Genomic DNA, 26,448 nt, shown 5'->3' on the forward strand with positions numbered 1-26,448 from the left:
TGGTGTTCAGGCGTATGTTCACTGCTTACTTCGTTTTCGATTTCTTGATGTGGTCTTCCAGCTCGTTGAACGTCGGGCGCTCGGTCGAGAACAGGACCTTGCGGCCGAACTCCACGGCCAGCGCCGGCGCATAACCGTTCAGGCTGGCCAGCAGGGTTACTTTCACGCACTGAAACATCTTGCTCGACTCTTCCAGCTTCTGCTCCAGCAGGCTGGCCAGTGGGCCCACGAAACCATAGGCCAGCAAGATGCCGAGGAAGGTGCCGACCAGCGCGTGCGCGATCAGCATGCCAAGCTCGGCTGGGGGTATGCCCACCGATTCCATCGTGTGCACCACGCCCATGACGGCGGCGACGATACCGAAAGCGGGCAAGCCATCGCCCACCTTGGCAATCACGTGGGCTGGCACAGCGCCTTCGTGATGGTGCGTCTCGATTTCGTTGTCCATCAAGTTTTCGATCTGGAAGGCATCCATATTGCCCGATACCATCAGGCGCAGGTAATCGGTCATGAATTCGACGATGTGGTGATCGGCCAGCACGGCCGGATACTTGGAAAACAAAGGACTTTCTTCGGGCTTGTCGATATCGCCTTCGATCGACATCAAGCCTTCCTTGCGCACCTTGCTGAGCACTTCGAACAGCAGCGACATCAGTTCCATGTACAGCTCTTTGGTATAGCGGGAGCCTTTGAACAGGCTGGGCAAGGCGGCGATCGTCGCCTTGATCGCCTTGTTATTGTTACCAACAAGGAAGGCGCCCAGGGCGGCGCCGCCGATCATCAGCAACTCCAGCGGCTGGAACAGCGCCGCCAGATGGCCGCCGGCCAGCGCAAAGCCGCCAAAGACCGAGGCGCAGACGATGATGTATCCGATTATGACTAACAAGTGCCCTGACTCCCAATAATGGCCGGGGCTGTGTGCCCGGCATGTTCAAACCTGTTCCTGCCCTCTGGCGGCTGCGCCGCCGACGAAGACAGCGGCAAAAAAAGTAACCGGAAGTTAATTGAAATGCCCTGCTTTTCAACGCAATTCCGAGAAAATGCCGTGTGGAACTACAATAACGTGAGATTGCCCTCCGGGCAAGCAAATAACGCAGACAATTGCTTAAAAGCACCATATGTAAAGCAAAGGGCCACCCTCTGTGGCGGCGATGGTCTTATCGGGTTCGCGTGCCGCAATCTGAAATTCGTAACTAAGAAGCATGCTACCGGGCAACATTTCCCTTTCCGCCTTGCCCCACAGAGCCGCCATCGCCGCCGGCGACAGGTAGGCAAAGACCGCATCGTAGCGGCTGAAATCGAGCGCTTCGTAGTCGCCGCGCATGAAGCGCGCGCGACTTCCCGACAGCCGCGCGCGCAGGCGGCTTGCCAGCCACGGCAGCGGCGCCAGCTCGATGCCGGAAAACTGCCCATCGGGACGGCGTTGCGCGAGGTCCAGCACCAGGCCGCCCAGGCCGCTACCTATATCGACCAGACGCACGCCGGGACGGTCCGCGATCAACTCGGCGACCGCATGCCACACGCGCGGCCCTGACGGATAGAACGGCACTTGGGTGCGAAACGTGGACCAATACAGGCTCAGCAGGAAAACAAAGGCCGCCAGGAACACGGCCGGGGGCCAGTGCAGCAGGCTGGCCGCCAGCAGCGCGGGCGCAAACAGCAGGCCGATGGCACACCACCAGCGCGCCAGGCCAGCGCGCCAGGTAATGAGGGCCGCCAGCACACCTTGCAGCAAGGCCACGACTGGCAATGACATGACCACCCCTGCGCGCGCCAGGCAATAGACCAATAGCAACATCAAAGGAAAAGCCAGCACCTGGATCAGGATGGCCTTGAGCGCGGGCGCACGCAGGATTTGTTGCAGCATGGGACAGTCGTCGGAGGAAAACGCCAGTGTAAGCGAAAGCAGCATGAAAAAGCCGGAGCCCGGTCTGGCGACCGGCTCCGGCTGGTACGATGCGGAGCAATCTCAGGTGCTTATGCTCGGTGGGCAACAGCGGCCGCTTCATCGCGCGCCTTCTTGGTCTTGCCGGCACGCGAAGGCATATGGCACAGGCCGCAGACATAATCGGAATTCAGGTCGAGGCAGTTGACGACAAACTTGCCGCCACACTTGCCGCAGGGTGCCATGTCCAGCATTTTGCTGCTGAAAAAGCGCACCAGTGTCCAAGCCCGCGTCAGCGAGAGCAGCGGCTCTTCACCGGCTTCGGGCGGCATCTGCTCCAGATACAGTTTATACGCCTTCATCACGGCTTCGATACCGGTGGCGCCAGCGTGGTCGACAAGGAATTTGTGGATATTGATGAACAGCGAGGAATGGATATTCGGCTGCCAGGTGAGGAACCAGTCGGTGGAAAAGGGCAGCATACCCTTGGGCGGCGAGACGCCTTTCAATTCCTTGTACAGGTTCAGCAGGCGTTCGCGCGACAGCGAGACTTCCGTCTCCAGCAGTTGCAGGCGTGCGCCCAGCTGTATCAACTCGATGGCCAGCTGGATTTCTTGCGCTTCCGATACGACACTTTTCTTGGCCATGCTGACTGCTCCGGGACTGACGAGTACTAATCTAAAAACTTAGGCGATTTCTTCGACGCCCTGGCCGGCCATCAGGATAGCGGCATGCGACTGGGCCAGCGAGCGGTCTTTATTATAGTTCGTCAACATACCCAGGATGGCGCTGTCGTCGAAGCGGAAGCGGGCCAGCATCATGTTGCCGCCAGCGAGCTTCAGGATCTGCGCATTGCTCATGCCTTCAATCAATTCGGCGATTTCGGCGGCGATGCCCAAACGGAAGATGGCCGTTACCTTGTCCGCACGAATCATTTGCTGGGCCAGCATCAGGTAGCTCAGGTTAGCGTCGCGAATCTCAGCCATCATGTCGTTAGCAGTCATTTCCATCTCCTCAATCCGTTGAATTCAGCTGGCGTTGTATGTTGCCAGTGAGATACATTCTGCAGGAGCAACATCAAATGCAACAGAGGCGAAGCACTGTATTTTTGGTCGGGAAATGACGGGCAGGACCGTAGGTGTTTGTCTGACAAACACTACTCGATCATGGTCGCACGCCCGTAGCGGCGCGGATGTGGAAGGTGGCCGCTGTGTGGGATTTACCCAGTTTCAGGCCTGTAAAAAATATCACTTTTTTACAACAACTTGACCAAAGTCAAGTCTGCTTACCTAGATAACGGCTGCCTTGACAGGAACTTTAGGGTTTTTTTGAAAAATATTTTAAAACCCGCATTCTTTTTGGCGGCTTGACGCCGTTCATGTAATCGTTGACGGCGGCGTCTGGCTAAACTTTAGGGTGATTTGAAAATATTTTAAAAAAAAGGTGATTTTTTTCGTTGACGCCCGGCAAAGAGATACTTTCCGCATCCCATCCGGGGCGAAAATTCCGCATTTTGGCGGGGATTTGCTACACTGCCTGCTTCCGCACAATACTTTAAGCCTCAAGCAATATCATGCCTTTGAGACAAGTATCAACATGAAAGCCACCATGATTTCTCGACACGACTGCAGCGCGCGCGATCTCGACGATCCCCTGGCGCCCCTGCGCCAGCAATTCGACTTGCCGCAAGGCGTGATTTACCTCGATGGCAATTCCCTGGGTGCGCGGCCGAAAGCGGCCCTTGCCCGCGCCCAGCACGTCATTACGGCCGAATGGGGCACCGACCTGATCCGCAGCTGGAATACCGCCGGCTGGTTCGACTTGCCCAAGCGCCTGGGCGACCGCCTGGCCCCCCTGCTGGGCGCCGGCACGGGTGAAGTGGTGATCACCGACACCACCTCCGTCAACCTGTTCAAGGCCCTGGCCGCCGCCCTGCAGATGCAGGCCAGCGATCCCGCGCATGCCGCGCGCAGAATCATCGTCAGCGAACGCAGCAACTTCCCTACCGACCTGTACATGGCGCAAGGTCTTGCCGCCTGGCTCGATCGCGGCTACCAGCTGCGCCTGGTCGACAGCCCCGAGGAGCTGGCGCAGGCCATAGCCGCCGATTGTGCCGTCGCCATGCTCACGCACGTCAACTACCGTACCGGCTACCAGCACGACATGGCAGCCATCAGCAGCCATTGCCACGCGCAAGGCGCGCTGGCGCTGTGGGACCTGGCCCATTCGGCCGGCGCCGTGCCGCTGGACCTGAACGGCGCCGGCGCCGACCTGGCCGTTGGCTGCACCTATAAATACCTGAACGGCGGCCCAGGCTCGCCCGCCTTCATCTGGGTACCCGAAAAACACCAGGCGCGCTTCCGCCAGCCGCTGTCCGGCTGGTGGGGCCACGCTACGCCGTTCGCCATGGATCCGGGCTTTGCGCCCGCCGACGGTATCGCCCGCGCCCTGTGCGGCACGCAGCCCATCGTCTCGCTGGCCCTGGTCGAATGCGGCCTGGAGATCTTTGCGCAGACGAGCATGGAAGCCATCCGGCGCAAGTCGCTGGCTCTGACGGACCTGTTCATCGCCCTGGTGGAACAGCGCTGCGCCAGCCATCCGCTGGGCCTCGTCACGCCGCGCGAGCATGCGCGGCGCGGCAGCCAGGTCAGCTTCACGCATCCGCACGGCTATGCCGTGATGCAGGCGCTGATCGCGCGCGGCGTGATCGGCGACTACCGCGAGCCGGCCATCATGCGCTTCGGTTTCACGCCCCTGTACACGAGCTTTGCCGACGTGTGGGATGCCGTGGAAATCCTGCGCGACATCCTCGACACCCAAGCCTATGACATCGCCGCCAAGCGCGATGCCGTCACCTGAAGCATCCCATGAGCGACGACAAGAATATGAACAAGGAAAACACCAGCGGCTGCCCCATGCATGCGGGCGCCCAGGATGCGCAGTGGCATGGCGCGCAGATGGATTTCAGCGAATCGATGAGCTACGGTAACTACCTGGCACTGGACCGCATCCTGACGGCCCAGCATCCGCTGTCGCCGAACCACAACGAAATGCTGTTCATCGTGCAGCACCAGACGAGCGAACTGTGGATGAAGCTGATGCTGCACGAAATGCACGCCGTGCGCGCCAACCTGCAAAGCGGCGACCTGGCGCCCGCTTTTAAAATGCTGGCCCGCGTGGCGCGCATCATGGACCAGCTGGTGCATGCCTGGGACGTACTGGCCACCATGACGCCACCCGAATACACAGCCATCCGTCCCTACCTGGGCGCCTCGTCCGGCTTCCAGTCCTTCCAGTACCGCGAAATCGAATTCATCCTGGGGAACAAGAACGCCGCCCTGCTGAATGTACATACGACGGCACCCGACACCTACAAAGTGCTCGATGCCGCCCTGCGCTCGCCATCCGTCTACGATGAAGCCATCAAGCTGCTGGCGCGCAGCGGCCTGCCCATCGCGCCCGAGCGCCTGAACGCCGACTGGACCCTGCCAACCACCACCGACGCCTCGGTAAAAGCGGCCTGGCTGGAAGTCTACCGCGACCCGTCGAAACACTGGGCCCTGTACGAGCTGGCAGAAAAGCTGGTGGATCTGGAAACGGCCTTCCGCTTCTGGCGCTTCCGCCATGTGACGACGGTGGAACGCATCATCGGCTTCAAGACAGGTACCGGCGGCACGGCGGGCGTGAGCTATTTGCGCAAGATGCTCGACGTGGTATTGTTCCCGGAGCTTTTCGCCCTACGCACCGAACTTTAAGGAGCATCGATGTCGCCTCTCGTCCTGACCCTGGCCGGCCTGTGGAATTCCGGGCCGCAGCACTGGCAAACCCATTGGGAAGCGCGCCACCCGCAATGGTCGCGCGTGCCGCACCGGGAATGGCAGACGCCGGACAAGGACGAATGGGTGGCGGAGCTCGACAGCGCCATCGCCGCCTGCGAGCGCCCGCCCGTGCTGGCCGCGCACAGCCTGGCCTGCGCGCTGGTGGCCCATTGGGCGGCCAGCGGCTCGCCGCACAAGATCGCCGGCGCCTTCCTCGTCGCCCCCAGCGATGTAGAGGCGCCCTCCTATCCCGCCGGCACGACGGGCTTTGCGCCCATGCTGCTGCAAGCCTTGCCGTTTCCCAGCCTGGTGGTGGCCAGCGGTGATGATCCCTATGTCAGCTTCGCGCGGGCACGCGCGTTTGCCGCCGCCTGGGGCAGCGATCTCACCATGATCGGCGACGCCGGCCATGTCAATGGCGATGCCGGCTACGGCCCGTGGCCGGAAGGCGAGCATATGCTGCTGGATTTTTGCGCCGCGCACCAGCCCTGAATCGGGGCGCGCACGATAGACCAGTATTTGCCCGCAAGTAAGAACACAGGCAGAATCGTGGCCTTTCCATTGCGGCGCTCTGGCGCCAGCCTCACGATGAAACGTCTGCTTCTGCCCTTGCTGCTTTGCTCCGCCCTCGCCCACGGCGCGCCCTTCTACGAAGGCAAGAGCCTCGCCCATCCCGCCATCAGCGCTTCGCAAGACAGCGGCCTGGAGGTCGCCTTTCTCAAGGAAAAAGAAAGCGTCAACGGCTATTACTGCGAGTGCAAGAGCAGCAGCGCGAAACCCATTTTGCTCGACCAGTTCGGCAATGCCGTCATCCGTTCCGTCTTCTACGCCTCACTGGACAAGGAAACGGACGACAGCGTGCAAACCATGCTGGTGCTGTTCCGCCAGGGCGACAAAAATGGCTTACGCGCCTACCGCTACCATCGTAGCTCCGGCAAATACCGGCGCCTGGACGGCTTGCAGCCGGCACTGAACCGTATCGTGGCGCAAAGCAGCGCTCCCAACGCGGGACAGGTCAAGGCCGCACTGGCGAAACTGGCGCCGATGGACTACAGCGTCCCGCGCGGCAAGAGCGGCAATGCGGACTTCGACGCCATCGACCATACGCAAGGCACCATCGTCGGCTACTACAGCGATGACGGCAAGCCCGTGGCGAGCGGTGGCAAGGACGCCATCACCTACAAGAAAACCTTCCAGAAAAAAGGCGACCGCTATCTCACCGCCAGCTACACCCTGTACAGCGACGCGGGCGCGGGCATCCTGCCCAACTACCGCCTGTGGCAAGTGACGTGGGAGACGATGCCAAAGCAATTCACTGGCAGCGCAGACGGCCCGTCCGTCATTTACAGCCTGGCCTGGGACGATGGCTCGGTGGTCGAACGGGGTCAATACGTGAAAGGCAAGCGCCAGGGCCTGTGGGTACGCGAAGGCATGCACGAAGGAAGCGAAAAGGGACATTTCGTCAACGGCCTGCAGGAAGGCCTGTGGCACTTCGATTATCCCAAACAGAGTGAGAGCGGCATGTACCGGGCCGGCAAGCGCGAAGGCCGCTGGACAATCGTCAACTATGCCGCTGAAGAGGAGGTGACGGGCTTCGACACCTACGCGGGCGGCCAGCTGAATGGGCCGCACGAGCGCAGCATGGGAGGCAAGCTGCAAACGCGCGGCAACTACGTCAACGGCACGCGCCATGGAGCGTGGATCACGGAAGACGGCGACGGCAGCTTTATCGAAGGCTTGCGCGACGGGCCGTGGAAACTCAAGCTCAAGGACAAGGTCACGCAAAGCGTCACTTTCGTGAAAGGCAAAAAACAGGGCGAGGCAGTCGACACGGATGCGCAAGGCGCGCTGCGTCAGCGCGACCATTACCAGGCGGGGGTGCTGGAAGGCGCGCGCACGCGCTATCTGGGTCCTGCCGGCAAGGAATACGTGATCTACACGGCCACCTACCGCAATGGCCAGCTCGATGGCCGCGAACAGGCGTTCGACGACAGCGGCAAAATCCTGCGCCTCGATACGCTGTGGGACAACGGCAAGAAGCAGGGCCTGGACGCGCGCTACTACCCGAACGGCAAGCCGGAGCGCCTGGCCGTCATCGACCAGGGCAGACTCCTCACGCACCTGCGCGAATACTACGAAGACGGCCAGCTGCTCAACGACATCCACCGCTGCACCTTCAAAGAGTACGGCAGCACGCGCGACGACGTATGCGAATACCATCACATGTACTACCCGGACGGCAAGCCGCAGTATTACTACGCCTTCCAGTACGGCCAGCGCCAGGAAGGCTATTCGAACTACCCGAACGGCAAGCGCAAGGACGAACTGCTGGTCGACCGCGCCGCCGACACTTCCGTCGTCAACGCGTATTACGAAAGCGGCCAGCTCAAATGCACGGAACCGCGCAGCGGCCACAGCACACGCACGGTGAATGGCCAGAGCATGATCAGCTACGGCTCGGCCGACCGCGATGGCGACAATATCTGCTACCACCCGAACGGCAAGGTGGCCAGCATTTTCACTTTCCGCAAACGCGTGCTCGTCGATTGCGGCAAGCGCTTCGATGACACGGGCAAGCAGACGTTCCCGGGGCCGGAAGGCTGCCCGCCCGCCAGGCAGGTGGACTACCCCATCGGACTGTGACAATGACGCAAGCAAGACAGCCGCAGTGCATCCAGAACCCCGAGCGCATCGACGCCGGGGCGATCCGCGCCGCCATCGCGGGCGGCCAGCAGGTGCTGGTGCAGTTCAATACCCTGGGCGAGCCGGGGCCGCTGCTGGCCGACCTCGACGCCCTGGCCGCCACTTGCGGCACGGCGCTGACCATCCGCATCTACGGCTACGACCCGAGGGTGTTCGATGCCCGCATCCTGCGCGCGCTGCCGCATGTGGCCAGCCTGTCCATCGATTGCCACCGGCAAGCCATCCATCTGGAAGCGTTGGGCGAGCTGCGCCACCTGAAGCGCCTGAGCCTGGGCGTGTACGAGCTGGCGCAAGCCGACATCCTGCAGCTGGAAAATTTACGCGGCCTCGAATACCTGAACCTGGGCGAGGCGGCCAGGAACAATATCGATCTGGCCCCCCTGCGCCACTATGCGCATCTGGCCAGCCTGGTCATCGAGGGCCACCACCAGCATATCGACACCCTCGCTGGCCTGCCGGCGCTGCATGAGCTGTCGCTGTACCGCATCAAAAACAAGGTGCCGCTGGATTTCATATCGGAAATGGCCCGCCTGGACAGGCTGCTGTTGCAGCTGGGTGGCCGCGAATCGCTCGCGCACATCGAGGCGCCGCTGTTGAAGAAACTGGAAGTGATACGTGTGCGCGGCCTGGAAACGCTGGGCGATATTGGCCGTTTCCCCTTCCTGCAGGCGCTATGGGTGGAAGACCAGATCAAGCTGCGGCAGATCGCACTGGGCCCCAATCCCATGCTCGAACGCCTGGACCTGCACACCTGCAAGACGCTCGACAGCCTGCCCGGCCTCGCCACACTGCCCACCTTGCGCCAGCTGTCGGCATCCGATACCATGCTCGACATCGACGCGCTGCTGGCGCATGGTTTGCCCGCGTCCCTGACGCATGCGCGTCTGCGCACCGGCAGGAAAACACGCGATGACGCCATCGCCGCGCAGCTGGCGCAACTGGGCTACGACAAGGCGCGCTTCTATTGATGCTAGCGGCTGGCCGCCAGCTTGCGCTGCCACAGCGCCACGTCGATCATCACGCCGTCCGCACCCGTGTTGCGGATGTAGACGCGGTAGCTGCCCTGCCCCATGTCGCCATCGAGGTAAGCAGTGCGTTCGTTGCGCTGGAGCCGGGCGCCCTTGGCCAGCTGGCGGTAGCGTTCCACCACCGCATCGAAACTGGCGTAGCTACGCAGCGCCACTTCCAGGTCGCGCGGCGGGCGGCCTTCGGCATGATCCAGCACATTGTCCTGTTTCTTGCCCTTGAGCGTGAGCGGATAGGCAAATATGCCCGCGCCGGCCGAGGTCAGCACCGTGGATTTATCAAGCAGCAGCGGCAAGAGCGCCGGCGGATACGCGGGCGGCAGCTGGGCGCGGTTCCAGCCCGGCAAGGCCGGCTGCGCCAGCACATATTCGACGCTGGAGATCTTCTGCCCATCGGCGCCCGCTTCCTTGTCGCCCGCGATCAGCGCCAGCATGGGCGGCAATTGCCGGGACCAGGCCAGCAAGGGCGCCGCTTCGCCGACCAGCATGCCCTTGCGGTGGAACACCGTCAGCACTGCATTCGGGTCGGGATTGCAGACTTTCGCCAGCGGCTGGCCCTCAAGGCGGCAATGCCCGTTGACCAGGCCAAAGGCGATGATGGCGCCACGCTTGTCGAGCAGCATGGCGCCCCGTTCACGGCCCTGCTTGCGGTCATTCATCGACGCCAGCAACTGGCGGCCATCGGCCAGTACGGTGCGCGTGGCGTCGCGCTTTTCGCTGATCGCTTCAAGCGCCTGCGCCAGCAGCAGTTCATCGTCTTCCGTGTAGCTGCCGCGCGCATAGCCAAAGAAATCGAACAGGGCCGCACGCACCTGCGCATCGTCGCTCAGGCGCGGCAAGGGACCGCCGGCCGCCAGGGAAGACAGGCTTTTCCCGGCAGGCGCCGAGGGTGCCGCCGTGGCGCGGGCGGGCTGGGAAAGGACGCAGGCCGCTGCCAGCAAGGCGCAGCCCAGGGTGCGGTAATTCGAAAAGATGATATGCATGATTCTGTCTGTCGGGAATTTGGCCGCTGTGACGGCCACGCATGACGCGCCGCTGATTCTAGCATGGCGCCAGCCCCCATGCGGTGCGGCTGGCGGACGGCGGGTGTGCCGGTGCGGCTGTTATGATGGCCGCAATGACGATCTCTCCCCCCGCCTCGACACTGCTTGTCCTCTTGCCCGGCATGGATGGCACGGCCCGACTTTTCCACCATTTTGATGCCGCCTTGCGCGCGCTCGCCGCCATCGACACCCTGGCCATCGCTTATCCGGCAGCACCGCTGGATTATGCGGCACTGGAAGCGTTCGTGCGCGAACGCTTGCCGTGCGACCGCCCTTTCGTACTGCTGGCCGAATCGTTTTCGGGACCGCTGGGGGCAGCTTTGCGCGCCGATCCGCCGCCCGGCATGCGCGCCCTGATCCTGTGCTGTTCCTTCGTGCGCAATCCGCGCCCGATGCTGGCGCCACTGCGCCACCTGCTGGACCTCGTCCCCTTTGGCGCCCTGCCCGGCTTCGCCCTGCGCCAGGCGCTGCTGGCGCCCTACGCCACGCCGCCACTGCAGGCGGAACTGGCAGCGGCGCTGGCGCAGGTGCCGCCCAGCGTGCTGCGCCAGCGCCTGCGCGCCGTGCTGGAAACAGATGCCTCTCCCAGCTTCGCGCGCGGCAGCCTGCCCGTGCTGTATCTGCGCGCCCGCCATGACCGCCTGGTGCCGCCGGCAAACGCCCTGCAGATACTGCGGCAGGCAGCGGGCGCGCAGCTGGTCGATATCGCCGCGCCGCACATGCTGCTGCAAGCGGCGCCGGAAGCGGCCGCCGGCGCGGTCGCCGCCTTTCTCACGGGTCTGTCAGCCCCGCAGGCGCCCAACTAAACGTGAACTGGCCAGCACGGCCAGCCAGCTCAAGGCGCCCGACAGCACGCTGAAATAGATGGCGCGCAACGGATGCTGGGGCAGCAGATACGCGAACACCGCCGCACCCAGCAAGCCGCACAGCAGCAGTTTCACCCTGCCGGGCGGCAGCAGCGCCAGCAGCAGATTCGTCGCCGCATACACATAGAACACCAGCAGCAAGGCCAGGCCACCGGCCACGCCGCGCGAACCGAGGCTGCCGAACAGCTGCGTGTACAGGTAAAAACCCAGCCAGCTCAATACAATAAACAGCAGGCAGCCCAGCGCGTGCGCGCCCAGGCCCGCCATCAAGCGGATTTTCATGAGACTCCCAAAAGAAAAAGCCGGCCCTTTCACGAAGAAAGGGCCGGCTTGATTACGTCGACAGCAAAGCGATTACTTCGCCGTATTGAGCAGCAATTCGTTCAGGCGCTTGACGAAACTGGCAGGATCGGCCAGCGAGCCGCCTTCGGCCAGCATGGCCTGGTCGAACAGAATGTTGGCCCAGTCGCCGAATTTGCCGCCTTGCGCGTCTTCGTACTTCAGACGCGTTACCAGCGGGTGGTTCGGGTTGATCTCCAGAATCGGCTTCGATTCCGGCGCGCTCTGGCCCGCCGCCTTCAGCATGCGCAGCAGGTTGCCGGACAATTCGTTTTCATCGGCCACCAGGCAGGCTGGCGAATCGGTCAGGCGGAACGTCACGCGCACGTCCTTGGCCTTGTCGGCCAGCACGGTCTTCATCTTGCCCACCAGGTCGGCGTACGAGGTTTCCGTTTCTTCGTGCTCTTTCTTTTCCGCTTCGTCTTCCAGCGCACCCAGGTCCAGGCCACCCTTGGCGACGGAGACCAGTTCCTTGCCTTCGAAATCCTGCAGGAAGGACAGCATCCATTCATCGACGCGATCCGTCAGCAGCAGCACTTCGACGCCTTTCTTGCGGAAGATTTCCAGGTGCGGGCTGTTCTTGGCGGCGGCGTAATTGTCAGCCGTGACGTAATAAATCTTGTCCTGGCCTTCCTTCATGCGCGCCACGTAGTCGGCGAACGCGGTGATTTGCGCGTCGCTGTCATTGGCGGTCGAGGCAAAGCGCAGCAGCTTGGCCAGGCGTTCCTTGTTGGCCGCGTCTTCGCCTATGCCTTCTTTCAGCACCTGGCCGAATTCCTTCCAGAAAGCGGCGTACTTGTCCTTCTTGTCCTGCTCGTCCGCGTTCGCCAATTCTTCCAGCATGCCCAGCACGCGCTTGGTCGAGCCTTCGCGGATGACTTTCACATCGCGCGATTCCTGCAAGATTTCACGCGACACGTTCAGCGGCAGGTCGGCCGAATCGATCACCCCGCGCACGAAGCGCAAATAGGTCGGCATCAGCTGCTCGGCATCGTCCATGATGAAGACGCGCTTGACGTACAGCTTGATGCCGCCGCGCTTGTTGCGGTCCCACATGTCGAACGGCGCCTTGGCCGGGATGTACAGCAGCTGCGTGTATTCGCTGCGCCCTTCCACGCGGTTATGCGTGTGCGTCAGCGGCGACTGGAAGTCGTGCGACACGTGCTTGTAAAATTCGTCGTACTGTTCCGGCGTGATGTCGGCCTTGTTGCGGGCCCACAGGGCGCTGGCCTGGTTGACGGTTTCGAATTCGTCCTTCAGGACGGTTTCTTTTTTCTCCTCGTCCCACTCTTCCTTCTGCATCACGATCGGCAGCGAGATATGGTCCGAGTATTTGCGGATGATGGACTTGATCTTCCAGCTCGACAGCAATTCGTCCTCGCCTTCGCGCAGGTGCAGGATGATGTCCGTGCCGCGCGACGGCTTGTCGATGTTCTCGATGCTGTAGTCGCCTTCGCCAGCCGACTCCCAGCGCACGCCTTCAGCAGCTTGTGCGCCGGCGCGGCGCGTTTCGACGGTGATCTTGTCGGCCACGATGAAGCCCGAATAGAAGCCCACGCCGAACTGGCCGATCAGGGCCGCGTCCTGCTGCTGGTCGCCCGACAACTTGCCGAAGAATTCCTTGGTGCCCGACTTGGCGATGGTGCCCAGGTGCGAGATCGCCTCGTCACGGGTCATGCCGATGCCATTGTCGGAAATGGTGATGGTGCGCGCATCCTTGTCGAAGCTGACCTTGATCTTCAATTCGTGATCGTTGCCATACAGGGCATCGTTATCGATCGCTTCGAAGCGCAATTTGTCGGCCGCGTCGGAAGCGTTCGAAATCAATTCGCGCAGGAAGATTTCCTTGTTCGAGTACAGGGAATGGATCATCAGGTGCAGCATTTGCTTCACTTCGGTCTGAAAACCCAGGGTTTGCTTTTCGGAGACAGCCATTTTTACCTCATAGTCTTGTGGATGGGACGGATTCTACGGAGTTGGGGATGGTACAAGCGATTTCAAGAGCCCCGGCCGAATGTCCTGCAATGTCCTGTTTATCCCAGTGCGCGGGCGAAAAATGCCCATATGCGCTCGTCCTGCACCGTGGCCAGGTTCAGGCGCATGCGGGTGGACGGCAGCTGGCGCGGCGAAAACAGGCTGCCCGGCGCCAGTACCAGCCCCTCGGCCAGCGCCTTTTCAGCCAGCACATTCGTGTCGCAGCCCGCGTCCGCCCATACGAACATGCCAGCCGGCGCCGGCTCGAAACGCAAGCCCGCCTGCTCGACCTTGCGGTAAGTTCTCTCGCGCACATTGTCGAGCCGCGCGCGCAGACGCTCCGCATGCTTGCGGTACAGGCCCTGCGAGAGGATTTTATACACCACGCGCTCGCCGATGTCGCTGGTGGTCAGGGTAGCCAGCATCTTGCGGTCGGCCAGGCGCTGCGCCCGCTCCGGCGACGTGGCGATGAAGCCTACCCGCAGGTTCGCCGCCAGGCTCTTGGAAAAGCCGCCCAGATAGATCACGCGGCGCAGCTGGTCCAGTGCAGCCAGGCGCGTGGCCGGCTGTACCGCGCCGCCCGGGTGCATGTCGCAATAGATATCATCCTCGACGAGCAGGAAATCGTGCTGTTCGGCCAGGCGCAGCACCTGGAAAGCCTTGGCTGCCGACAGCGACGTCGAGCTGGGGTTGTGCAGCACCGAATTGATCACATACAGCTTGGGGCGGTGCAAGGCCGCCAGTTCGGCCAGCACGGCGATATCGGGGCCGTCACTCAGGCGAGGAATACCGATGACGTTCATGCCCATGGCGGCAAAGGCGCCGAACATCAGCCAATACGCAGGATCGTCGACGAAAATGGTTTCGCCAGGACGGACAAACTCGCGCGCCACCAGGTCCAGCGCCTGCATCACGCCCACCGTGGTGACGATCTGCTCGGGCGGACAGGCGATTTCCAGCCCCGCCAGTTTCAGTTGCAACTGCTGGCGCAGCGGCAGAAAACCCTGCGGCGCGCCATACCCCAGCAGCAAGTTGCCGGGCTGGCGGCTGACGTCGCGCAAGGCGCGCGCCACCAGGTCGCCGTCCAGCCACTCGGCGGGCAGCATGCCGGAGCCGGGCGCGGGGATGACCGGCGTCTGGCGGAACATGTTTCGGATCAGCCACACCACATCCATAGTCTGCGCTGCCGCATCCTGCGCGCCGGCCGGTGGCGCCGGCGCGTTCAATGGCGAGCGCTCGCGCACGAAAAAGCCGGCGCCGCGCCGTGATTCGAGGTAGCCGCGCGCCACCAGCTTGTCGTAGCTGGCCACCACCGTGGCGCACGACACGTTCAGCTTGGCGGCGCACTGGCGGATCGAGGGCATGCGCGCGCCGCCGCGCAGCAGCTTGTCGTCGATGCGTGCCGCCAGTGAACGCACGATCTGGTCGATCAGCGTTTCGCCCGAGGCGCGCGACAGCAAAGGAAGTGTATGACTCATTTGACCATTACAGTATGTGAAATTATGCGTGGAAGTGTATTTGCACTGTATTGCAATTGAGCTCTAGGATAACAGTACGGGGCGGATTTATCCACCCTGCCCATAGACCCATGCCACCGTACCAGGACAGCCATGCCATCGCACGCCACCACCTCCCCAAGCCACCCCCTGCGCCTCGACGCCGACCGCAAAGGCCTGTTGCTGGGCCTCATCGCCGTCATCCTCTTCAGCCTGACCCTGCCTTTTACGCGCATGGCGGTGGCCGAACTCGACCCCACCTTTGTCGCCCTGGGGCGCGCCCTGGTGGCTGCCTGCCTGGCCGGCCTGTGGCTATGGCAGCAGCGCGCACCCTTGCCCCGCCGCGAACAATGGATGCCGCTGGCGCTCGTGTCGCTGGGCTGCGTGCTGGGCTTCCCCTGGCTGACGTCGATCGCCATGCGCAGCCTGCCCGCCTCGCACGGCGCCGTGCTGGTGGGCATTTTGCCGCTGGCCACCGCCGTGTTTGCCGTGCTGCGCGGCAAGGAACGCCCTTCTCCGGGCTTCTGGCTGATGGCTCTGCTCGGCACGGCGCTGGTGGTGGCGTTCGCACTGCGCCAGGGCGGCGGCAGCTTCCACCTGGCCGACTGCCTGATCTTTGCCGCCGTGCTGCTGGCTGCACTCGGCTATGCCGAAGGGGGACGCCTGGCGCAAGCCATGCCGGGCCAGCATGTAATTTCCTGGGCGCTGCTGCTGGCCGTGCCTTTTGTCTTGCCCGTGGTGCTGTGGAACGCCTGGCCGCAGCGCGCGCTGATGGCGCAGGCCAGCGGCGCGGCCTGGCTGGGCTTTGCCTATATCTCCGTATTTTCCATGTTTATCGGCTTCTTTTTCTGGTACCGGGGCATGGCGCTGGGCGGCGTGGCCCGCGTGGGACAGACGCAGCTGCTACAGCCCTTCCTCACGCTGGTGGGCGCGGCCGTGCTGCTGAACGAGCCATTGACGGGCGAAAGCCTGCTGTTTGCCGGTGCCGTGATCGCCGTGGTGGCCATCGGACGCAAGCTGAAATAGGCTGGCCTGACGCCCGTTTGCAACGCCCTTGCGCGTGCAGATGGGCAGAGCGGCGTGCAAGCCGTACAATACTGCAGCACCATGGCGACGCCTATCCGGCGCCGCTTGCGCACGCACCGCCACAAGCGGGCCAACAAATCCAGCCGGCGCAGCTCGGCATCTTCTGTGAGACTCGTATGAAAATTGAAAATCCGAATCCGATCCAATGGCGCTTTGCCGAACGCGCGGAACAGCTGCAAAGCTCGTTCATCCGCGAAATCCTGAAGATCACGCAGCGTCCAGAGATCATCTCGTTTGCCGGCGGCCTGCCCTCGCCCGCCACCTTCCCCGTGGAAGAAATGAAGACCGCCTTCGACAAGGTCCTGTCGAACAATGGCAAGGTGGCCCTGCAATACGGCCCCACCGACGGCTACCTGCCGCTGCGCCAGTGGATCGCCGACTCCTTGTCCAGCAATGGCAGCACCATCCTGCCCGAACAAGTGCTGATGACGTCCGGCTCGCAGCAGGCGCTGGACTTGCTGGGCAAGGTGCTGATCGATGAAGGCAGCCGCGTACTGGTAGAAACTCCCAGCTACCTGGGCGCGCTCCAGGCGTTTTCCGTCTATCGCCCCGAATTCGTTTCCGTCGACACCGATGACGAAGGCCTGGTGCCGTCGTCGATCGACCCCGTCGCCGATGGCGCGCGGCTGCTGTACGCGCTGCCGAACTTCCAGAACCCGACGGGCCGCAGCCTGTCCGTGGCGCGCCGCGTGGAACTGGTGGAAACCTGCGCCCGCCACGGCCTGCCGCTGATCGAGGATGATCCATACGGCGCCCTGAGCTACAGCGGCGAGCCGTATCCGAAGATGATCAACATGAATCCGGATGGCGTCATCTACATGGGCTCGTTCTCCAAGGTGCTCACGCCCGGCATCCGCCTCGGCTACGTCGTGGCGCCGATGCCGCTGGTGCGCCGTTTGGAACTGGCCAAGCAGGCGGCCGACCTGCACACGTCCCAGCTGACGCAGATGGTCGTGCATGAAGTCATCAAGGATGGCTTCCTGGACCGGCATATCCCCAGCATTCGCAGCTTGTACGGCAACCAGTGCCAGGCCATGCTGTCGGCGCTGGACGAGCACTTCCCGGCCGGCGTCACCTGGACGAAGCCTGAAGGCGGCATGTTCATCTGGGTCACCCTGCCGAAACACATCGACGCCATGAAACTGCTCGATGAAGCCATCGCCAACAAGGTCGCCTTCGTGCCAGGCGCGCCGTTCTATGCAAACACGCCGGAAACGCACACCCTGCGCCTGTCCTTCGTTACGGTGCCGCCGGAACGCATCCGCGAGGGTATCGCCATTCTGGGCAAACTGATCGCCGCAAAAATGTAATTCCACTCCTCACGCCCCGCCTGACGCGGGGCGTGTCACTGCTGCCCCAGCACCAAGGGGCACGCGTCTTTTCCACCTAAAAACCGCCATCACGATAACTACTACGTGTATATATTCTTAAAAATATCATAAAAACAATATAAGAATAATATTTTACCGCCTCTTTCAGCATCGATTTTTCCACCCAAGAAATTGGCAAGGCGGTATGATTTAACCGCTGTATCCGATTTGAACCTAGTCAGCATCACCGAAGGTGCAGCAAACGCTGGCATCGCAGAGTACATCCGAGAAGGCCGGAAGCAATGAGTCCAGGCAGTGTGGGGCATTCCCAGCGGCACGACGCCGCCATTTTGATTGTCGATGATGCGCCGGCCAACCTTGAGCTGCTGCGCAAGCTGATGAGCGAACAGGGTTATCAAACCTATGTCGCCACGTCCGGCGAACGGGCGCTGGAGATCGCCCAGCGCGCCCATCCCGACCTGATCCTGCTCGACGTGCTGATGCCGGACATGGATGGCATCGAAACGTGCCGCCGCCTCAAGCAGCATCCGCTGACGCAGGGCATTCCCGTCATCTTCATGAGCGCCAGGACAGAAACGGAAGATGTGGTGGCCGGTTTCGACTGCGGCGCCGTCGACTACATCAGCAAACCGCTGCGCATGGCCGAAGTGTGTGCGCGCGTGCGCGCCCAGCTGCACATCCGCAGCAGCAATGAAACCCAGCAGGAACAGGCCGAGCGCCTGCGCACCATCGTCAACAACATGGCCGAGGGCTTGCTGATCATCGAGGCGGACGGGCGCATCCAGTACACCAACCCCGCCTGCGACCAGTACCTGGGCTACCGCGAAAACGAACTGGCCGGACGCTCGATCGCTGAACTGCTCAGCCCCTTGGTGACGCAGGAATACCTCGATTACTTCACCATGTACGCAGCCAATCCGGAGACGGCGCACAACCACGGCACGCGCGAAGTGGCGGTCCGCCACCGCAACGGCGCGACGCTGAGCATGGACCTGACGCTCACGCCCATGTATCTGCGCCAGCCCCTGTATATCGGCCTGTTGCATGACATCACGCACCACAAGCAGTCCGAGAACGCCTTGCAGCGCGCCGCCTACCTCGACCCGCTGACAAAGATCGCCAACCGCCGGCATTTCGACAGTTTCCTGGAAAAAGAGTGGCAGCGCGCCGTGCGCGGCGCCGCCGCCCTGTCGCTGGTGGTGCTCGACGTCGACCACTTCAAGCTATACAACGACAGCCTGGGCCATCCGGCCGGCGACAGCTGCCTGCAGCAGGTGGCGCAAGCCATCGCCTCGCATGCCGCCCGCCCGGGCGACCTGGCAGCCCGCTACGGCGGCGAGGAATTCGTCATGCTGTTCGCCGACACGGACGCCGACGGCGCCCTGCATCTGGCAGAAGCCATCCGCATGCACATCGAAGCACTGCAACTGCCGCACCCCCGCTCCGCCACCTCGCCGTGGATCACCGTCAGCATCGGCGTGGCGACCATCTTCCCGCACCAGCTGGACGACCGCGAAGCGCTGTTCGTCGCCGCCGACCGCGCCCTGTACGTGGCCAAGGAAGGGGGGCGCAACCAGGTGCGCGCCACGCATTCGGGCAGCATGGCCCGGGAAATGGTCAAGGCGCTCGTCCAGCCCTAGACACCTTCACCTTCACCTTCACCTTCACCTTCACTTTTCAGGATAGCCGGTAATGTCGGCGATCTCGCGGTACAGGGGCTGCAGCCGCGCGTACATCTTCTGGTACACGCGCCGATACAGTTGCTCATAGACCTTGCTGTGTCCGGAGTTCGGCTGGAATACCTTGCCCTTGCGCGTCATGGCTTGCACGGCTGCGGGAAAATCCGCATGCCAGCCCAGCCCCACGGCGGCGGCGATGGCCGCGCCCAGGCCCGAACTTTCATACACGTGGGCGCGCGCGGCGGGCATGCCGAAGATGTCGGCCGTCAGCTGCATGGCCGCGTCGCTTTGCGAGCCACCGCCCGCGATGCGCAGCTCCGTAATGGCAATACCGCTGCGCCGCTCGATGCGCTCCTTGCCTTCGCGCAGCGCATACGCGAGGCCTTCGAGAATGGCGCGGTAGATGTGCGCGCGCGTGTGCACGTCGCCAAAGCCGATCATGGCGCCTTTCGCTTCCGGGCCAGGCACCTTGATGCCAGGGCTCCAGTACGGCTGCAGCATCAATCCCATGGACCCGGGCGGCACGGCCTCGACCAGACGGTCGAACAGCGCCTCGGCGGACAAGCCCGTGCCATCTTCGGCGGCCGCCGCCCGTTCGCGGTCCCCGAACTGCTCCTTGAACCAGTTGACCATCCAATAGCCGCGAAAAATCTGCACTTCCGTACTGTAGGCGCCCGGCATGGCGGCCGGATACGGCGGAATAAAGCGCGTCACTTCCACGTGGTTGCGGTTGGTCGTGTTGATGGTGGCCGTGGTGCCGTAACTGAGGCACGCCACATGCGGTTCGACGCAGCCGGCGCCCAGCACTTCACACGCCTTGTCGGCGGCGGCCGCCAGCAAGGGCGTACCTTCAGGGATTCCCGTCGCCGCAGCGGCAGCCCTGGTGATGGCGCCCATGCGCGTGCCCGGCGTCACCAGCTCCGGCAGCATGGAACGTTGAATCGCCAGTGCCTGCCACTTCCAGTCGAAGCGGCCGGCCCAGGCGTGGCGCTTGTAGTCGAACGGGATGTAGGCCACCTGCGAACCCGTCGAATCGATATACTTTCCGCAGAGGCGGTGATTCAGAAAACCCGACAGCAGCAGGAATTTGTGCGTGCGGCGCCAGATATCGGGCTGGTGTGCCGCGATCCAGTTGATCTCGGCCTCGCGGCGGAAGTACGCGATCGTGCCCTCGAGGCGCGTGACGCGGAAAGCGGCGCGCCACCAAGGCGCCAGCCGGGGAATCTGGCGCGTGCTGCGCTGGTCCAGCCAGGTGATGGCGGGACGCAGGGGTACGCCATGTTCATCCACGTTGACCACCGTGCCGCGCTGCGTGGTCACGGCCACGCCTACGACCGACGATTTTTCAATGACGGTGCTGCGCCACAGCTGCTGGCACGCTTCGCACACGGCTTGCCAGTAACCGTCGGCATCATGCTCGGCCCAGCCGGGATGCTCGGAGAAATACGGATCGAGGAACACTTGCGCCTTGGACGCCAGCTTGCCATCCCTGTCGAACAGCAGCGCGCGCACGCTTTGTGTGCCATTGTCGATGGAGAGTATATATGGGCCATTGCCCGCTACGGAGTCCATGGTTATGCCACGCTGGCCAGCGCGGAGCGCAGTGCCTGCAGCAGCGCCTGCGGATCTTTTTCCGGCTGCGCGCTGAACACGGGCGCTTCCCAGTCCTGCCCGCGCACGGCCACCACGCGCAAGCGTCCCTGTTCGCTCCAGGCCGGATACCAGCCTACGTCGACGATGTCGCCATTCGCGCACGTGATTTGCAGCAGGTCTTCCCCCAGATCGTCGACGAGGACATCCACGGGCTGGCGCAGGTCCAGCGGCGACAGGCTGTCATAGGTGATGCGGGCCTCGCCCAGCACCAGGGGCTGGCCAAACAGGATGGTCTCGATGATGCTCTCCTCTTTTATATTTTTATCTTTGCTTCAGTTGCCTTGCGGCACGCTGTAATGACTGCGCCACAGTGCCAGGTAGCGCGCCTGTTCCGCCTCCCAGCACGCATCGTCCCAGCCCAGTTCACGCTGGCAGATGGCACGCAGGCGCGGCATGATAGCAAGCGCGCCGCCGGCCAGCTGCAAACCGAGGCGCGTGCGCCGCAACAACAGGTCGTCCAGGTGCTGCACGTCCTCGTTGCGCGCGCCCCAGCGCAGCTGCGCCCACAGGGTCTGCGTGCCGGGAATCTGCTCCAGTTCGCCGTCGTGCGCCGCATCGCACAGGGCTTGCGCGGCCGCGCCATGACGGCCCAGCAGGCGCGCGCGCTGTTCGACATCGAGCAGCAAGGCCTTGCCCGACAGGGGCGGCGTGGCGTCAAAAATAGGCAAGGGCGTCAAATCCGCCTGCCAGCCCGGCAGCAGCGGCGCGGCGCGGCGCAGCGCGTCAAGGGCGATCACGCGAAACGTCGTCAGCTTGCCGCCGGCCACCGTCAGCAAGCCGTTTTCCAGCCATAGCGCATGTTCGCGCGCTTCCTTCGACGGGTCAAGCTGGCCGCTGTCGATGACGGGCCGCACACCGGCAAACGTGGCCAGCACATCGTCTTCGCCCAGCGCCAGCTGCGGGAACTGCCAGCGCAGCGCCGTCATCAGATAATCGAGTTCGCCGCGCGTAATGGCAGGCTCCAGGTCCAGGCTGGCGCCGTGATCGACATCGGTGGTGCCCACCAGGGTCACGCCCTCCCATGGATACGCAAACACGGGACGGCCATCCTGCGGGTGCATCAGGCTGACGGCTTGCGCCAGCGGCAGGCGCCAGGCAGGCAGCAGCAGATGGCTGCCGCGCAGGGGCCGCAGCTTCGGCTTTTCTCCCACCTGGCCGCGCAGGCCGTCGGCCCAGGCACCCGTGGCGCTGATCACCAGGCGCGCGCGCACGCTGCCTACCGCGCCGTCGAGCGCATCGTGCAAACTGGCGCCGACGGCCTTGTCGCCCTCGCGCAGCAGTGATTCCACGCCCAGGTAATTGAAGGCCACGCCGCCATGGCGCCGCGCTTCCTGCAGCACGCGCAGCACCAGGCGCGCGTCGTCTGTCTTGGCATCCTGGTACAGCATGCCGCCTTGCAGCCCTTCGCGCTGGACGTGCGGCGCCAGCATGGAAAAATCGACGGCATTAACATAGCGGCGCGCGCGCCGGCCCGCCATCACGTCATAAATGGCCAGGCCCAGCATGAATTGGCGCCGCCCCGGTTTTCTGCCGGCGTAGTCGCCAAAGGCAAAGCCCTGCGGCTCGACCAGGCCCGCCGCATCCGTCAGCAAGGCTTGCCGCTCATGCACCGATTCGCGCGTCAGCGCGAACTGTCCCTGCTTCAAATAACGCAAGCCGCCGTGCACCAGCTTCGAGGAGCGACTCGACGTACCCCAGGCGAAATCGCGCTGCTCCACCAGCAGCGCCTTCAGGCCGCGCCGCGATGCTTCCAGCAGGATGCCGGCGCCCGTGATGCCGCCGCCGACGATCAGCACATCCCAGTCGCGCGCCAGGAGGCCAGGCAGATCCGCCCTGTTCACAAGCCGCTCCCCGCCTCAGGCAGCAGTTTGCCGGGGTTCATCATGCCCTGCGGGTCGACCTGACGGAACAGCGCGCGCATGGCAGCGATGCCCAATTCTCCCTTTTCGGCGGCCAGCCACGGAGCGTGGTCCGTGCCCACGCCATGCTGGTGGCTGATAGTGCCGCCATTGGCCACGATGGCGGCGCAGGCGGCGTCTTTCAAGGTACGCCAGCGCGCCATGTTTTCTTCATACGTATGCGCCAGCCGGTACACATACGTGGTGTAGACGCTGGCGCCCTGCGCGTACACGTGCGACAGATGCGTGTATGCGTGCACCTGCTCGCCATGCGCCGCCAGCGCATTGGCGCCTGCCTGCTCCAGTGCCGCCATCATCGCCGTGACACGGGGCCAGTCAACGGCCGTTTCCACCGTATCGATGACATAGCCGTGTTCCCAGGCGCCATTGCGCAGGTAGACGTTGCGAAATCTCCCCTGCTTCCACTTGTCGCCCATGTGGCGTCCCACGTGCACGCCCTTGTGCCGCCGCGCCAGCGCCAAGGCGCCGCGCAGCGCTGCGCGCGCCGGTTTCGCGTCTCCGCTGACGCCCACCATCAGCATGCATTTTTCTTCCGCACAGCCACGCAGGGACAGGTAGCGCTCCAGCAGTCCCACCAGTCTTTCATGCCCGGCCAGGGTCAGCATGGTTTTCGTCTCGAGCGCGTTCGACAGGCGCAGCATGCACAGGGGCAGGCGCGACTGGGCCAGCGCCCGCACGGCCGCCTGAGCCTTGCCCCAGTCGGCGAAAAACACGGCATGGAATGCTTCGTAGGGCGGCAGCGGCGAGACGCGCACGGTGGCCTGCGTCAGGATGCCCAGCCGCCCCTCGGAACCAAGCACCATTTCGCGCAGGTCGATGCCGGCCGCCGAGGCGGGAAACGTGGGGATGCTCATGGTGCCGGACGGCGTTTCCACCTCGCCGCCCGCGAACAGCTGCTCGATGCGGCCATAGCGCAGCGATTGCTGGCCCGACGAGCGCGTGGCGATCCAGCCGCCCAGGGTGGAGTATTCGAACGACTGCGGATAGTGGCCCAGGGTATAGCCGTGCGCGCGCAGCTGCGCTTCCAGGTCGGGGCCATACACGCCCGCGCCAAACGTGGCCAGCTGCGCTTCGCGGTCCAGGTGACCCAGCGCAGACAAACGCCGGAGGCTCAGCGCCAGCACGGGGCGCGGCCCCGCCGCCACCGTCAGGTGCCCTGCCACGCTGGTGCCGCCACCGTGGGGTATCACGGCCACGCACGCCTGGCGCGCATACTCGAGCAGCTGGCGCACTTGCAGCGCGCTGTCGGGAAAGGCCACGCCATCGGGCACGGCGCCGATGCGACCGTGGCGCAATTTAAACCAGTCGGGCAGGCTTTGGCCCAGCGCATGACGCACACGCGTGGCGGGCGTGGTATCGATCAGCGGATGCGGCGCCAGGCGCGACGCGGGCACTTGCGCGCAAACGTCGTCCATTGTGGCGTCCAGCATGCCGCTGCCCGGCCCAAGGCGCTCGCCCAAAAAAGCCAGTGCCTCCGCGCTCAGCGCATACGTGACGCTCTCGTCCCCCCACCCATTCCAGCGTTGCATCGACATCCCCTGTGTTTGGCCAGTTGCGCGCCACGGCGGCTTGCTATACTGTCCTTGCCTGATTTTCTTGCTAGATCAATAGCATATGCCGCCTAAGACGAAGGGTATTGGTTTTTCATGACAATTGCATTGTTCCATCATGCCAGGCATTGACAGCCGCGACGCGGAAGGCCGGGTCGCCGGCGCCTATCTGCAGCCGCTGCTCGAAGCGGCCGGCGCGCACGGCATCACTGCCACCATCTTGGCAAGCGCGGCCGGCGTGGCGCCGCACAGCCTGGAAGCGACAGCGGCCAGTCTGGCCGCGCACGACTACGTGCACCTGCTCGATGCGGGCGCGCAGCTGGCGGGCGACGCGCATTTCGGCCTGCACGTGGGCCAGCGGGTGCGCATGGGCACTTACAGCGCGTATGGCCTGATTTTACTCAGTTGCAGCAACGTGGGCCAGGCGCTGGAACAGACGGCACGCTATGAACGGCTGGCGCACGACCTGGGCCGCTCGACCCTGCAGCGCGATGGAGCTCTCGCGCATTACCGCTGGACCAGCCACTATCCGGGCGCCAGCCGGCACCTGGTCGACAGCGTCTTTGCCGGCATCCGCGTGTGCGGTGACTGGCTGGCGGGCATGCCGTTGCCGCCGGCGCAACTGGCGTTTACCCATGATGGCGGCGGCGACTTGCTGCGCCACGCCGCGCACCGCGACGAATACGTGCGCGTGCTGGGCAGCCTGCCCGCCTTTGGCGCCAGCGCCAACACGGCCACCTTTGACGCGCAATTGCTGGACTGGCCCGTGCCGAACGCCGACGTCAGCCTGTACCCAGTACTGTGCCAGCATGCGGAACAACTGCTGGCGCAGCGCCATGCCGCAGCAGAGAACGGCGGCGCCATCGAGGCGCAGGTACACGCGGCCATCGTGGCCGGCTTGCGCCAGGGTTCGGCGCGGCTGGCCAGCGTTGCCGCCACGCTGGCCGTCACGCCGCGCACCCTGCAGCGCAAGCTGGCCGACGCGGGCACCAGCTTCCAGGCCCTGCTGGACCAGACCCGCTACGGCCTGGCGCGCGATTATTTGCGCGCACCGGATTTGTCGCTGGTCGACATCGCCTTCCTGCTGGGCTACCAGGAACAAAGCGCCTTCAATCACGCGTTTCGCACCTGGTCGGGCACCAATCCCGGCGCCTGGCGCCTGCAAGAAATGCAGGCAAGGCAAGCCGGTTTGTAGGCGTGCGCGGGCCATGCCTGGCGCGTTTTCTGGCTATACTGGCATAGTCTGAATTCCACGATCACTCCAACCCGCAATGCAAAGGATTAATATGCAACTCAAAGACAAAGTCGCACTGATTACCGGCGCCGCCAGTGGTATCGGCAAGGAAATGGCCATTGAATACGCGAAACAAGGCGCCAAGGTGGTCATCGCCGACCTTGCCCTGGAAGCGGCCAGCAAGACGGCCGAAGAAATCAGGCAGTCGGGCGGCCAGGCGTTTGCCGTCGCCATGGATGTCTCCAGCGAAGCACAGGTCGACAAGGGCGTGGCGGATGCCGTGGCCCACTTTGGCGGCATCGATGTCCTGATCAGCAACGCAGGCATCCAGATCATCAGCCCCGTCGTCGACTACCCGTTCGATCAGTGGAAAAAGATGCTGGCCATCCACCTGGACGGCGCTTTCCTTACTACGCGCGCCTGCATGCGCGAAATGATCAAGGCGGGCCGCGGCGGCGCCATCATCTACATGGGTTCCGTGCATTCGCACGAAGGGTCGCCCTTCAAGAGCGCCTACGTTGCCGCCAAGCACGGCTTGCTTGGCCTCGCCAAGGTCGTGGCCAAGGAAGGCGCAAAAGATCACATCCGCGCCAACGTCATCTGCCCCGGCTTCGTGCGCACGCCGCTGGTCGACAAGCAAATCCCCGAACAGGCGGCCCAGCTGAACATCAGCGAAGAAGATGTGATCAAGAAAGTGATGCTGAAAGACACGATTGACGGCGAATTCACCACCACGCAGGACGTGGCGCAAACGGCCGTCTTCCTGGCAGCCTTCCCGTCGACGGCGCTGAGCGGCCAGTCCATCGTAGTGAGCCACGGCTGGCACATGCAGTAACACCTGGCGTTT

23 protein-coding genes are annotated in these 26,448 nt (G+C 63.6%); 11 read left to right on the plus strand and 12 right to left on the minus strand.

What is annotated here, in order from left to right:
* Positions 1 to 25 precede the first annotated feature (25 nt).
* The 4 genes from motA to flhD all read right to left on the minus strand — a co-directional run bounded on the left by motA (position 26) and on the right by flhD (position 2,889).
* Positions 26 to 886, minus strand: coding sequence for a flagellar motor stator protein MotA (gene motA, locus ACQ4WZ_RS13680; protein WP_077401985.1), 861 nt, complete (start codon positions 884 to 886; stop codon positions 26 to 28).
* A gap of 219 nt (positions 887 to 1,105) precedes the next feature.
* Complete coding sequence (locus ACQ4WZ_RS13685) at positions 1,106 to 1,912, minus strand: SAM-dependent methyltransferase (RefSeq protein ID WP_436573665.1); 807 nt, start codon at positions 1,910 to 1,912, stop codon at positions 1,106 to 1,108.
* A 65-nt stretch (positions 1,913 to 1,977) separates the two neighbouring features.
* Complete coding sequence (gene flhC, locus ACQ4WZ_RS13690; RefSeq protein WP_101480493.1) at positions 1,978 to 2,532, minus strand: flagellar transcriptional regulator FlhC; 555 nt, start codon at positions 2,530 to 2,532, stop codon at positions 1,978 to 1,980.
* Positions 2,533 to 2,571: 39 nt separating this feature from the next.
* Positions 2,572 to 2,889 carry a flagellar transcriptional regulator FlhD gene (gene flhD / locus ACQ4WZ_RS13695; protein WP_034758381.1) on the minus strand — a complete coding sequence of 106 codons (318 nt, stop codon included), beginning with the start codon at positions 2,887 to 2,889 and terminating at the stop codon, positions 2,572 to 2,574.
* A 604-nt stretch (positions 2,890 to 3,493) separates the two neighbouring features.
* Here flhD and kynU point away from each other — a divergent pair.
* The 5 genes from kynU to ACQ4WZ_RS13720 all read left to right on the plus strand — a co-directional run bounded on the left by kynU (position 3,494) and on the right by ACQ4WZ_RS13720 (position 9,374).
* Positions 3,494 to 4,744: a kynureninase gene (gene kynU, locus ACQ4WZ_RS13700; RefSeq protein WP_101484447.1), complete on the plus strand. Its 1,251-nt coding sequence runs from the start codon at positions 3,494 to 3,496 to the stop codon at positions 4,742 to 4,744.
* Between the two features lie 8 nt (positions 4,745 to 4,752).
* Positions 4,753 to 5,640: a tryptophan 2,3-dioxygenase gene (kynA, locus tag ACQ4WZ_RS13705; protein WP_133992627.1), complete on the plus strand. Its 888-nt coding sequence runs from the start codon at positions 4,753 to 4,755 to the stop codon at positions 5,638 to 5,640.
* A 9-nt stretch (positions 5,641 to 5,649) separates the two neighbouring features.
* Positions 5,650 to 6,195, plus strand: a complete 546-nt coding sequence (locus ACQ4WZ_RS13710) for an RBBP9/YdeN family alpha/beta hydrolase (RefSeq protein ID WP_436573666.1) — start codon at positions 5,650 to 5,652, stop codon at positions 6,193 to 6,195.
* 96 nt (positions 6,196 to 6,291) lie between these two features.
* On the plus strand, positions 6,292 to 8,346 hold the full coding sequence (locus ACQ4WZ_RS13715; RefSeq protein ID WP_436573667.1) for a toxin-antitoxin system YwqK family antitoxin: 2,055 nt from the start codon (positions 6,292 to 6,294) through the stop codon (positions 8,344 to 8,346).
* 2 nt (positions 8,347 to 8,348) lie between these two features.
* Positions 8,349 to 9,374 carry a leucine-rich repeat domain-containing protein gene (locus ACQ4WZ_RS13720; protein ID WP_436573668.1) on the plus strand — a complete coding sequence of 342 codons (1,026 nt, stop codon included), beginning with the start codon at positions 8,349 to 8,351 and terminating at the stop codon, positions 9,372 to 9,374.
* Positions 9,375 to 9,376: 2 nt separating this feature from the next.
* Here the strand turns inward: ACQ4WZ_RS13720 and ACQ4WZ_RS13725 are convergent, their stop codons facing one another.
* The gene (locus tag ACQ4WZ_RS13725; RefSeq protein ID WP_101480488.1) at positions 9,377 to 10,414 is read right to left on the minus strand and encodes a hypothetical protein; all 1,038 of its coding nucleotides are present in this window, start codon (positions 10,412 to 10,414) and stop codon (positions 9,377 to 9,379) included.
* 134 nt (positions 10,415 to 10,548) lie between these two features.
* Between ACQ4WZ_RS13725 and ACQ4WZ_RS13730 the strand changes: the two genes are divergently transcribed.
* Positions 10,549 to 11,280 carry an alpha/beta fold hydrolase gene (locus ACQ4WZ_RS13730; RefSeq protein WP_436573669.1) on the plus strand — a complete coding sequence of 244 codons (732 nt, stop codon included), beginning with the start codon at positions 10,549 to 10,551 and terminating at the stop codon, positions 11,278 to 11,280.
* On the opposite strand, the gene ACQ4WZ_RS13735 is transcribed toward ACQ4WZ_RS13730, so the two are convergent.
* The 3 genes from ACQ4WZ_RS13735 to ACQ4WZ_RS13745 all read right to left on the minus strand — a co-directional run bounded on the left by ACQ4WZ_RS13735 (position 11,257) and on the right by ACQ4WZ_RS13745 (position 15,131).
* Positions 11,257 to 11,622, minus strand: coding sequence for a hypothetical protein (locus ACQ4WZ_RS13735; protein ID WP_436573670.1), 366 nt, complete (start codon positions 11,620 to 11,622; stop codon positions 11,257 to 11,259). The genes ACQ4WZ_RS13730 and ACQ4WZ_RS13735 overlap by 24 nt on opposite strands.
* 72 nt (positions 11,623 to 11,694) lie before the next feature.
* Positions 11,695 to 13,614: a molecular chaperone HtpG gene (gene htpG / locus ACQ4WZ_RS13740; protein WP_101480485.1), complete on the minus strand. Its 1,920-nt coding sequence runs from the start codon at positions 13,612 to 13,614 to the stop codon at positions 11,695 to 11,697.
* Positions 13,615 to 13,712: 98 nt separating this feature from the next.
* Entirely contained in the window at positions 13,713 to 15,131 is a 1,419-nt protein-coding gene (locus tag ACQ4WZ_RS13745) for an aminotransferase-like domain-containing protein (protein ID WP_436573671.1), read from the minus strand.
* A gap of 132 nt (positions 15,132 to 15,263) precedes the next feature.
* Between ACQ4WZ_RS13745 and ACQ4WZ_RS13750 the strand changes: the two genes are divergently transcribed.
* The 3 genes from ACQ4WZ_RS13750 (at position 15,264) to ACQ4WZ_RS13760 (ending at position 19,206) form a co-directional block, all read left to right on the plus strand.
* Positions 15,264 to 16,175: a DMT family transporter gene (locus tag ACQ4WZ_RS13750; protein ID WP_133992639.1), complete on the plus strand. Its 912-nt coding sequence runs from the start codon at positions 15,264 to 15,266 to the stop codon at positions 16,173 to 16,175.
* Between the two features lie 176 nt (positions 16,176 to 16,351).
* Positions 16,352 to 17,545, plus strand: a complete 1,194-nt coding sequence (locus tag ACQ4WZ_RS13755; RefSeq protein WP_101480482.1) for an aminotransferase-like domain-containing protein — start codon at positions 16,352 to 16,354, stop codon at positions 17,543 to 17,545.
* A gap of 302 nt (positions 17,546 to 17,847) precedes the next feature.
* Positions 17,848 to 19,206 carry a diguanylate cyclase domain-containing protein gene (locus ACQ4WZ_RS13760; protein ID WP_101480481.1) on the plus strand — a complete coding sequence of 453 codons (1,359 nt, stop codon included), beginning with the start codon at positions 17,848 to 17,850 and terminating at the stop codon, positions 19,204 to 19,206.
* A gap of 30 nt (positions 19,207 to 19,236) precedes the next feature.
* Here ACQ4WZ_RS13760 and ACQ4WZ_RS13765 read toward each other — a convergent pair whose 3' ends face one another.
* The 4 genes from ACQ4WZ_RS13765 to ACQ4WZ_RS13780 form a co-directional block, all read right to left on the minus strand.
* On the minus strand, positions 19,237 to 20,817 hold the full coding sequence (locus tag ACQ4WZ_RS13765; RefSeq protein WP_436573672.1) for an FGGY-family carbohydrate kinase: 1,581 nt from the start codon (positions 20,815 to 20,817) through the stop codon (positions 19,237 to 19,239).
* A 2-nt stretch (positions 20,818 to 20,819) separates the two neighbouring features.
* Positions 20,820 to 21,107 carry a hypothetical protein gene (locus ACQ4WZ_RS13770; RefSeq protein WP_436573673.1) on the minus strand — a complete coding sequence of 96 codons (288 nt, stop codon included), beginning with the start codon at positions 21,105 to 21,107 and terminating at the stop codon, positions 20,820 to 20,822.
* A gap of 63 nt (positions 21,108 to 21,170) precedes the next feature.
* Positions 21,171 to 22,739, minus strand: a complete 1,569-nt coding sequence (locus ACQ4WZ_RS13775; RefSeq protein ID WP_436573674.1) for a glycerol-3-phosphate dehydrogenase/oxidase — start codon at positions 22,737 to 22,739, stop codon at positions 21,171 to 21,173.
* Positions 22,736 to 24,346, minus strand: a complete 1,611-nt coding sequence (locus ACQ4WZ_RS13780) for an FAD-binding oxidoreductase (RefSeq protein ID WP_436573675.1) — start codon at positions 24,344 to 24,346, stop codon at positions 22,736 to 22,738. Before ACQ4WZ_RS13780 ends, ACQ4WZ_RS13775 begins: the two co-directional genes overlap by 4 nt.
* Before the next feature lie 139 nt (positions 24,347 to 24,485).
* Between ACQ4WZ_RS13780 and ACQ4WZ_RS13785 the strand changes: the two genes are divergently transcribed.
* Positions 24,486 to 25,562, plus strand: coding sequence for an AraC family transcriptional regulator (locus tag ACQ4WZ_RS13785; protein ID WP_436573676.1), 1,077 nt, complete (start codon positions 24,486 to 24,488; stop codon positions 25,560 to 25,562).
* Between the two features lie 91 nt (positions 25,563 to 25,653).
* The gene (locus ACQ4WZ_RS13790) at positions 25,654 to 26,436 is read left to right on the plus strand and encodes a 3-hydroxybutyrate dehydrogenase (RefSeq protein ID WP_101480476.1); all 783 of its coding nucleotides are present in this window, start codon (positions 25,654 to 25,656) and stop codon (positions 26,434 to 26,436) included.
* Positions 26,437 to 26,448: the final 12 nt, after the last annotated feature.

Origin of the sequence: Janthinobacterium darwini (genome assembly GCF_051380905.1) — a bacterium.
Taxonomy (GTDB): Bacteria; Pseudomonadota; Gammaproteobacteria; order Burkholderiales; family Burkholderiaceae_D; genus Janthinobacterium.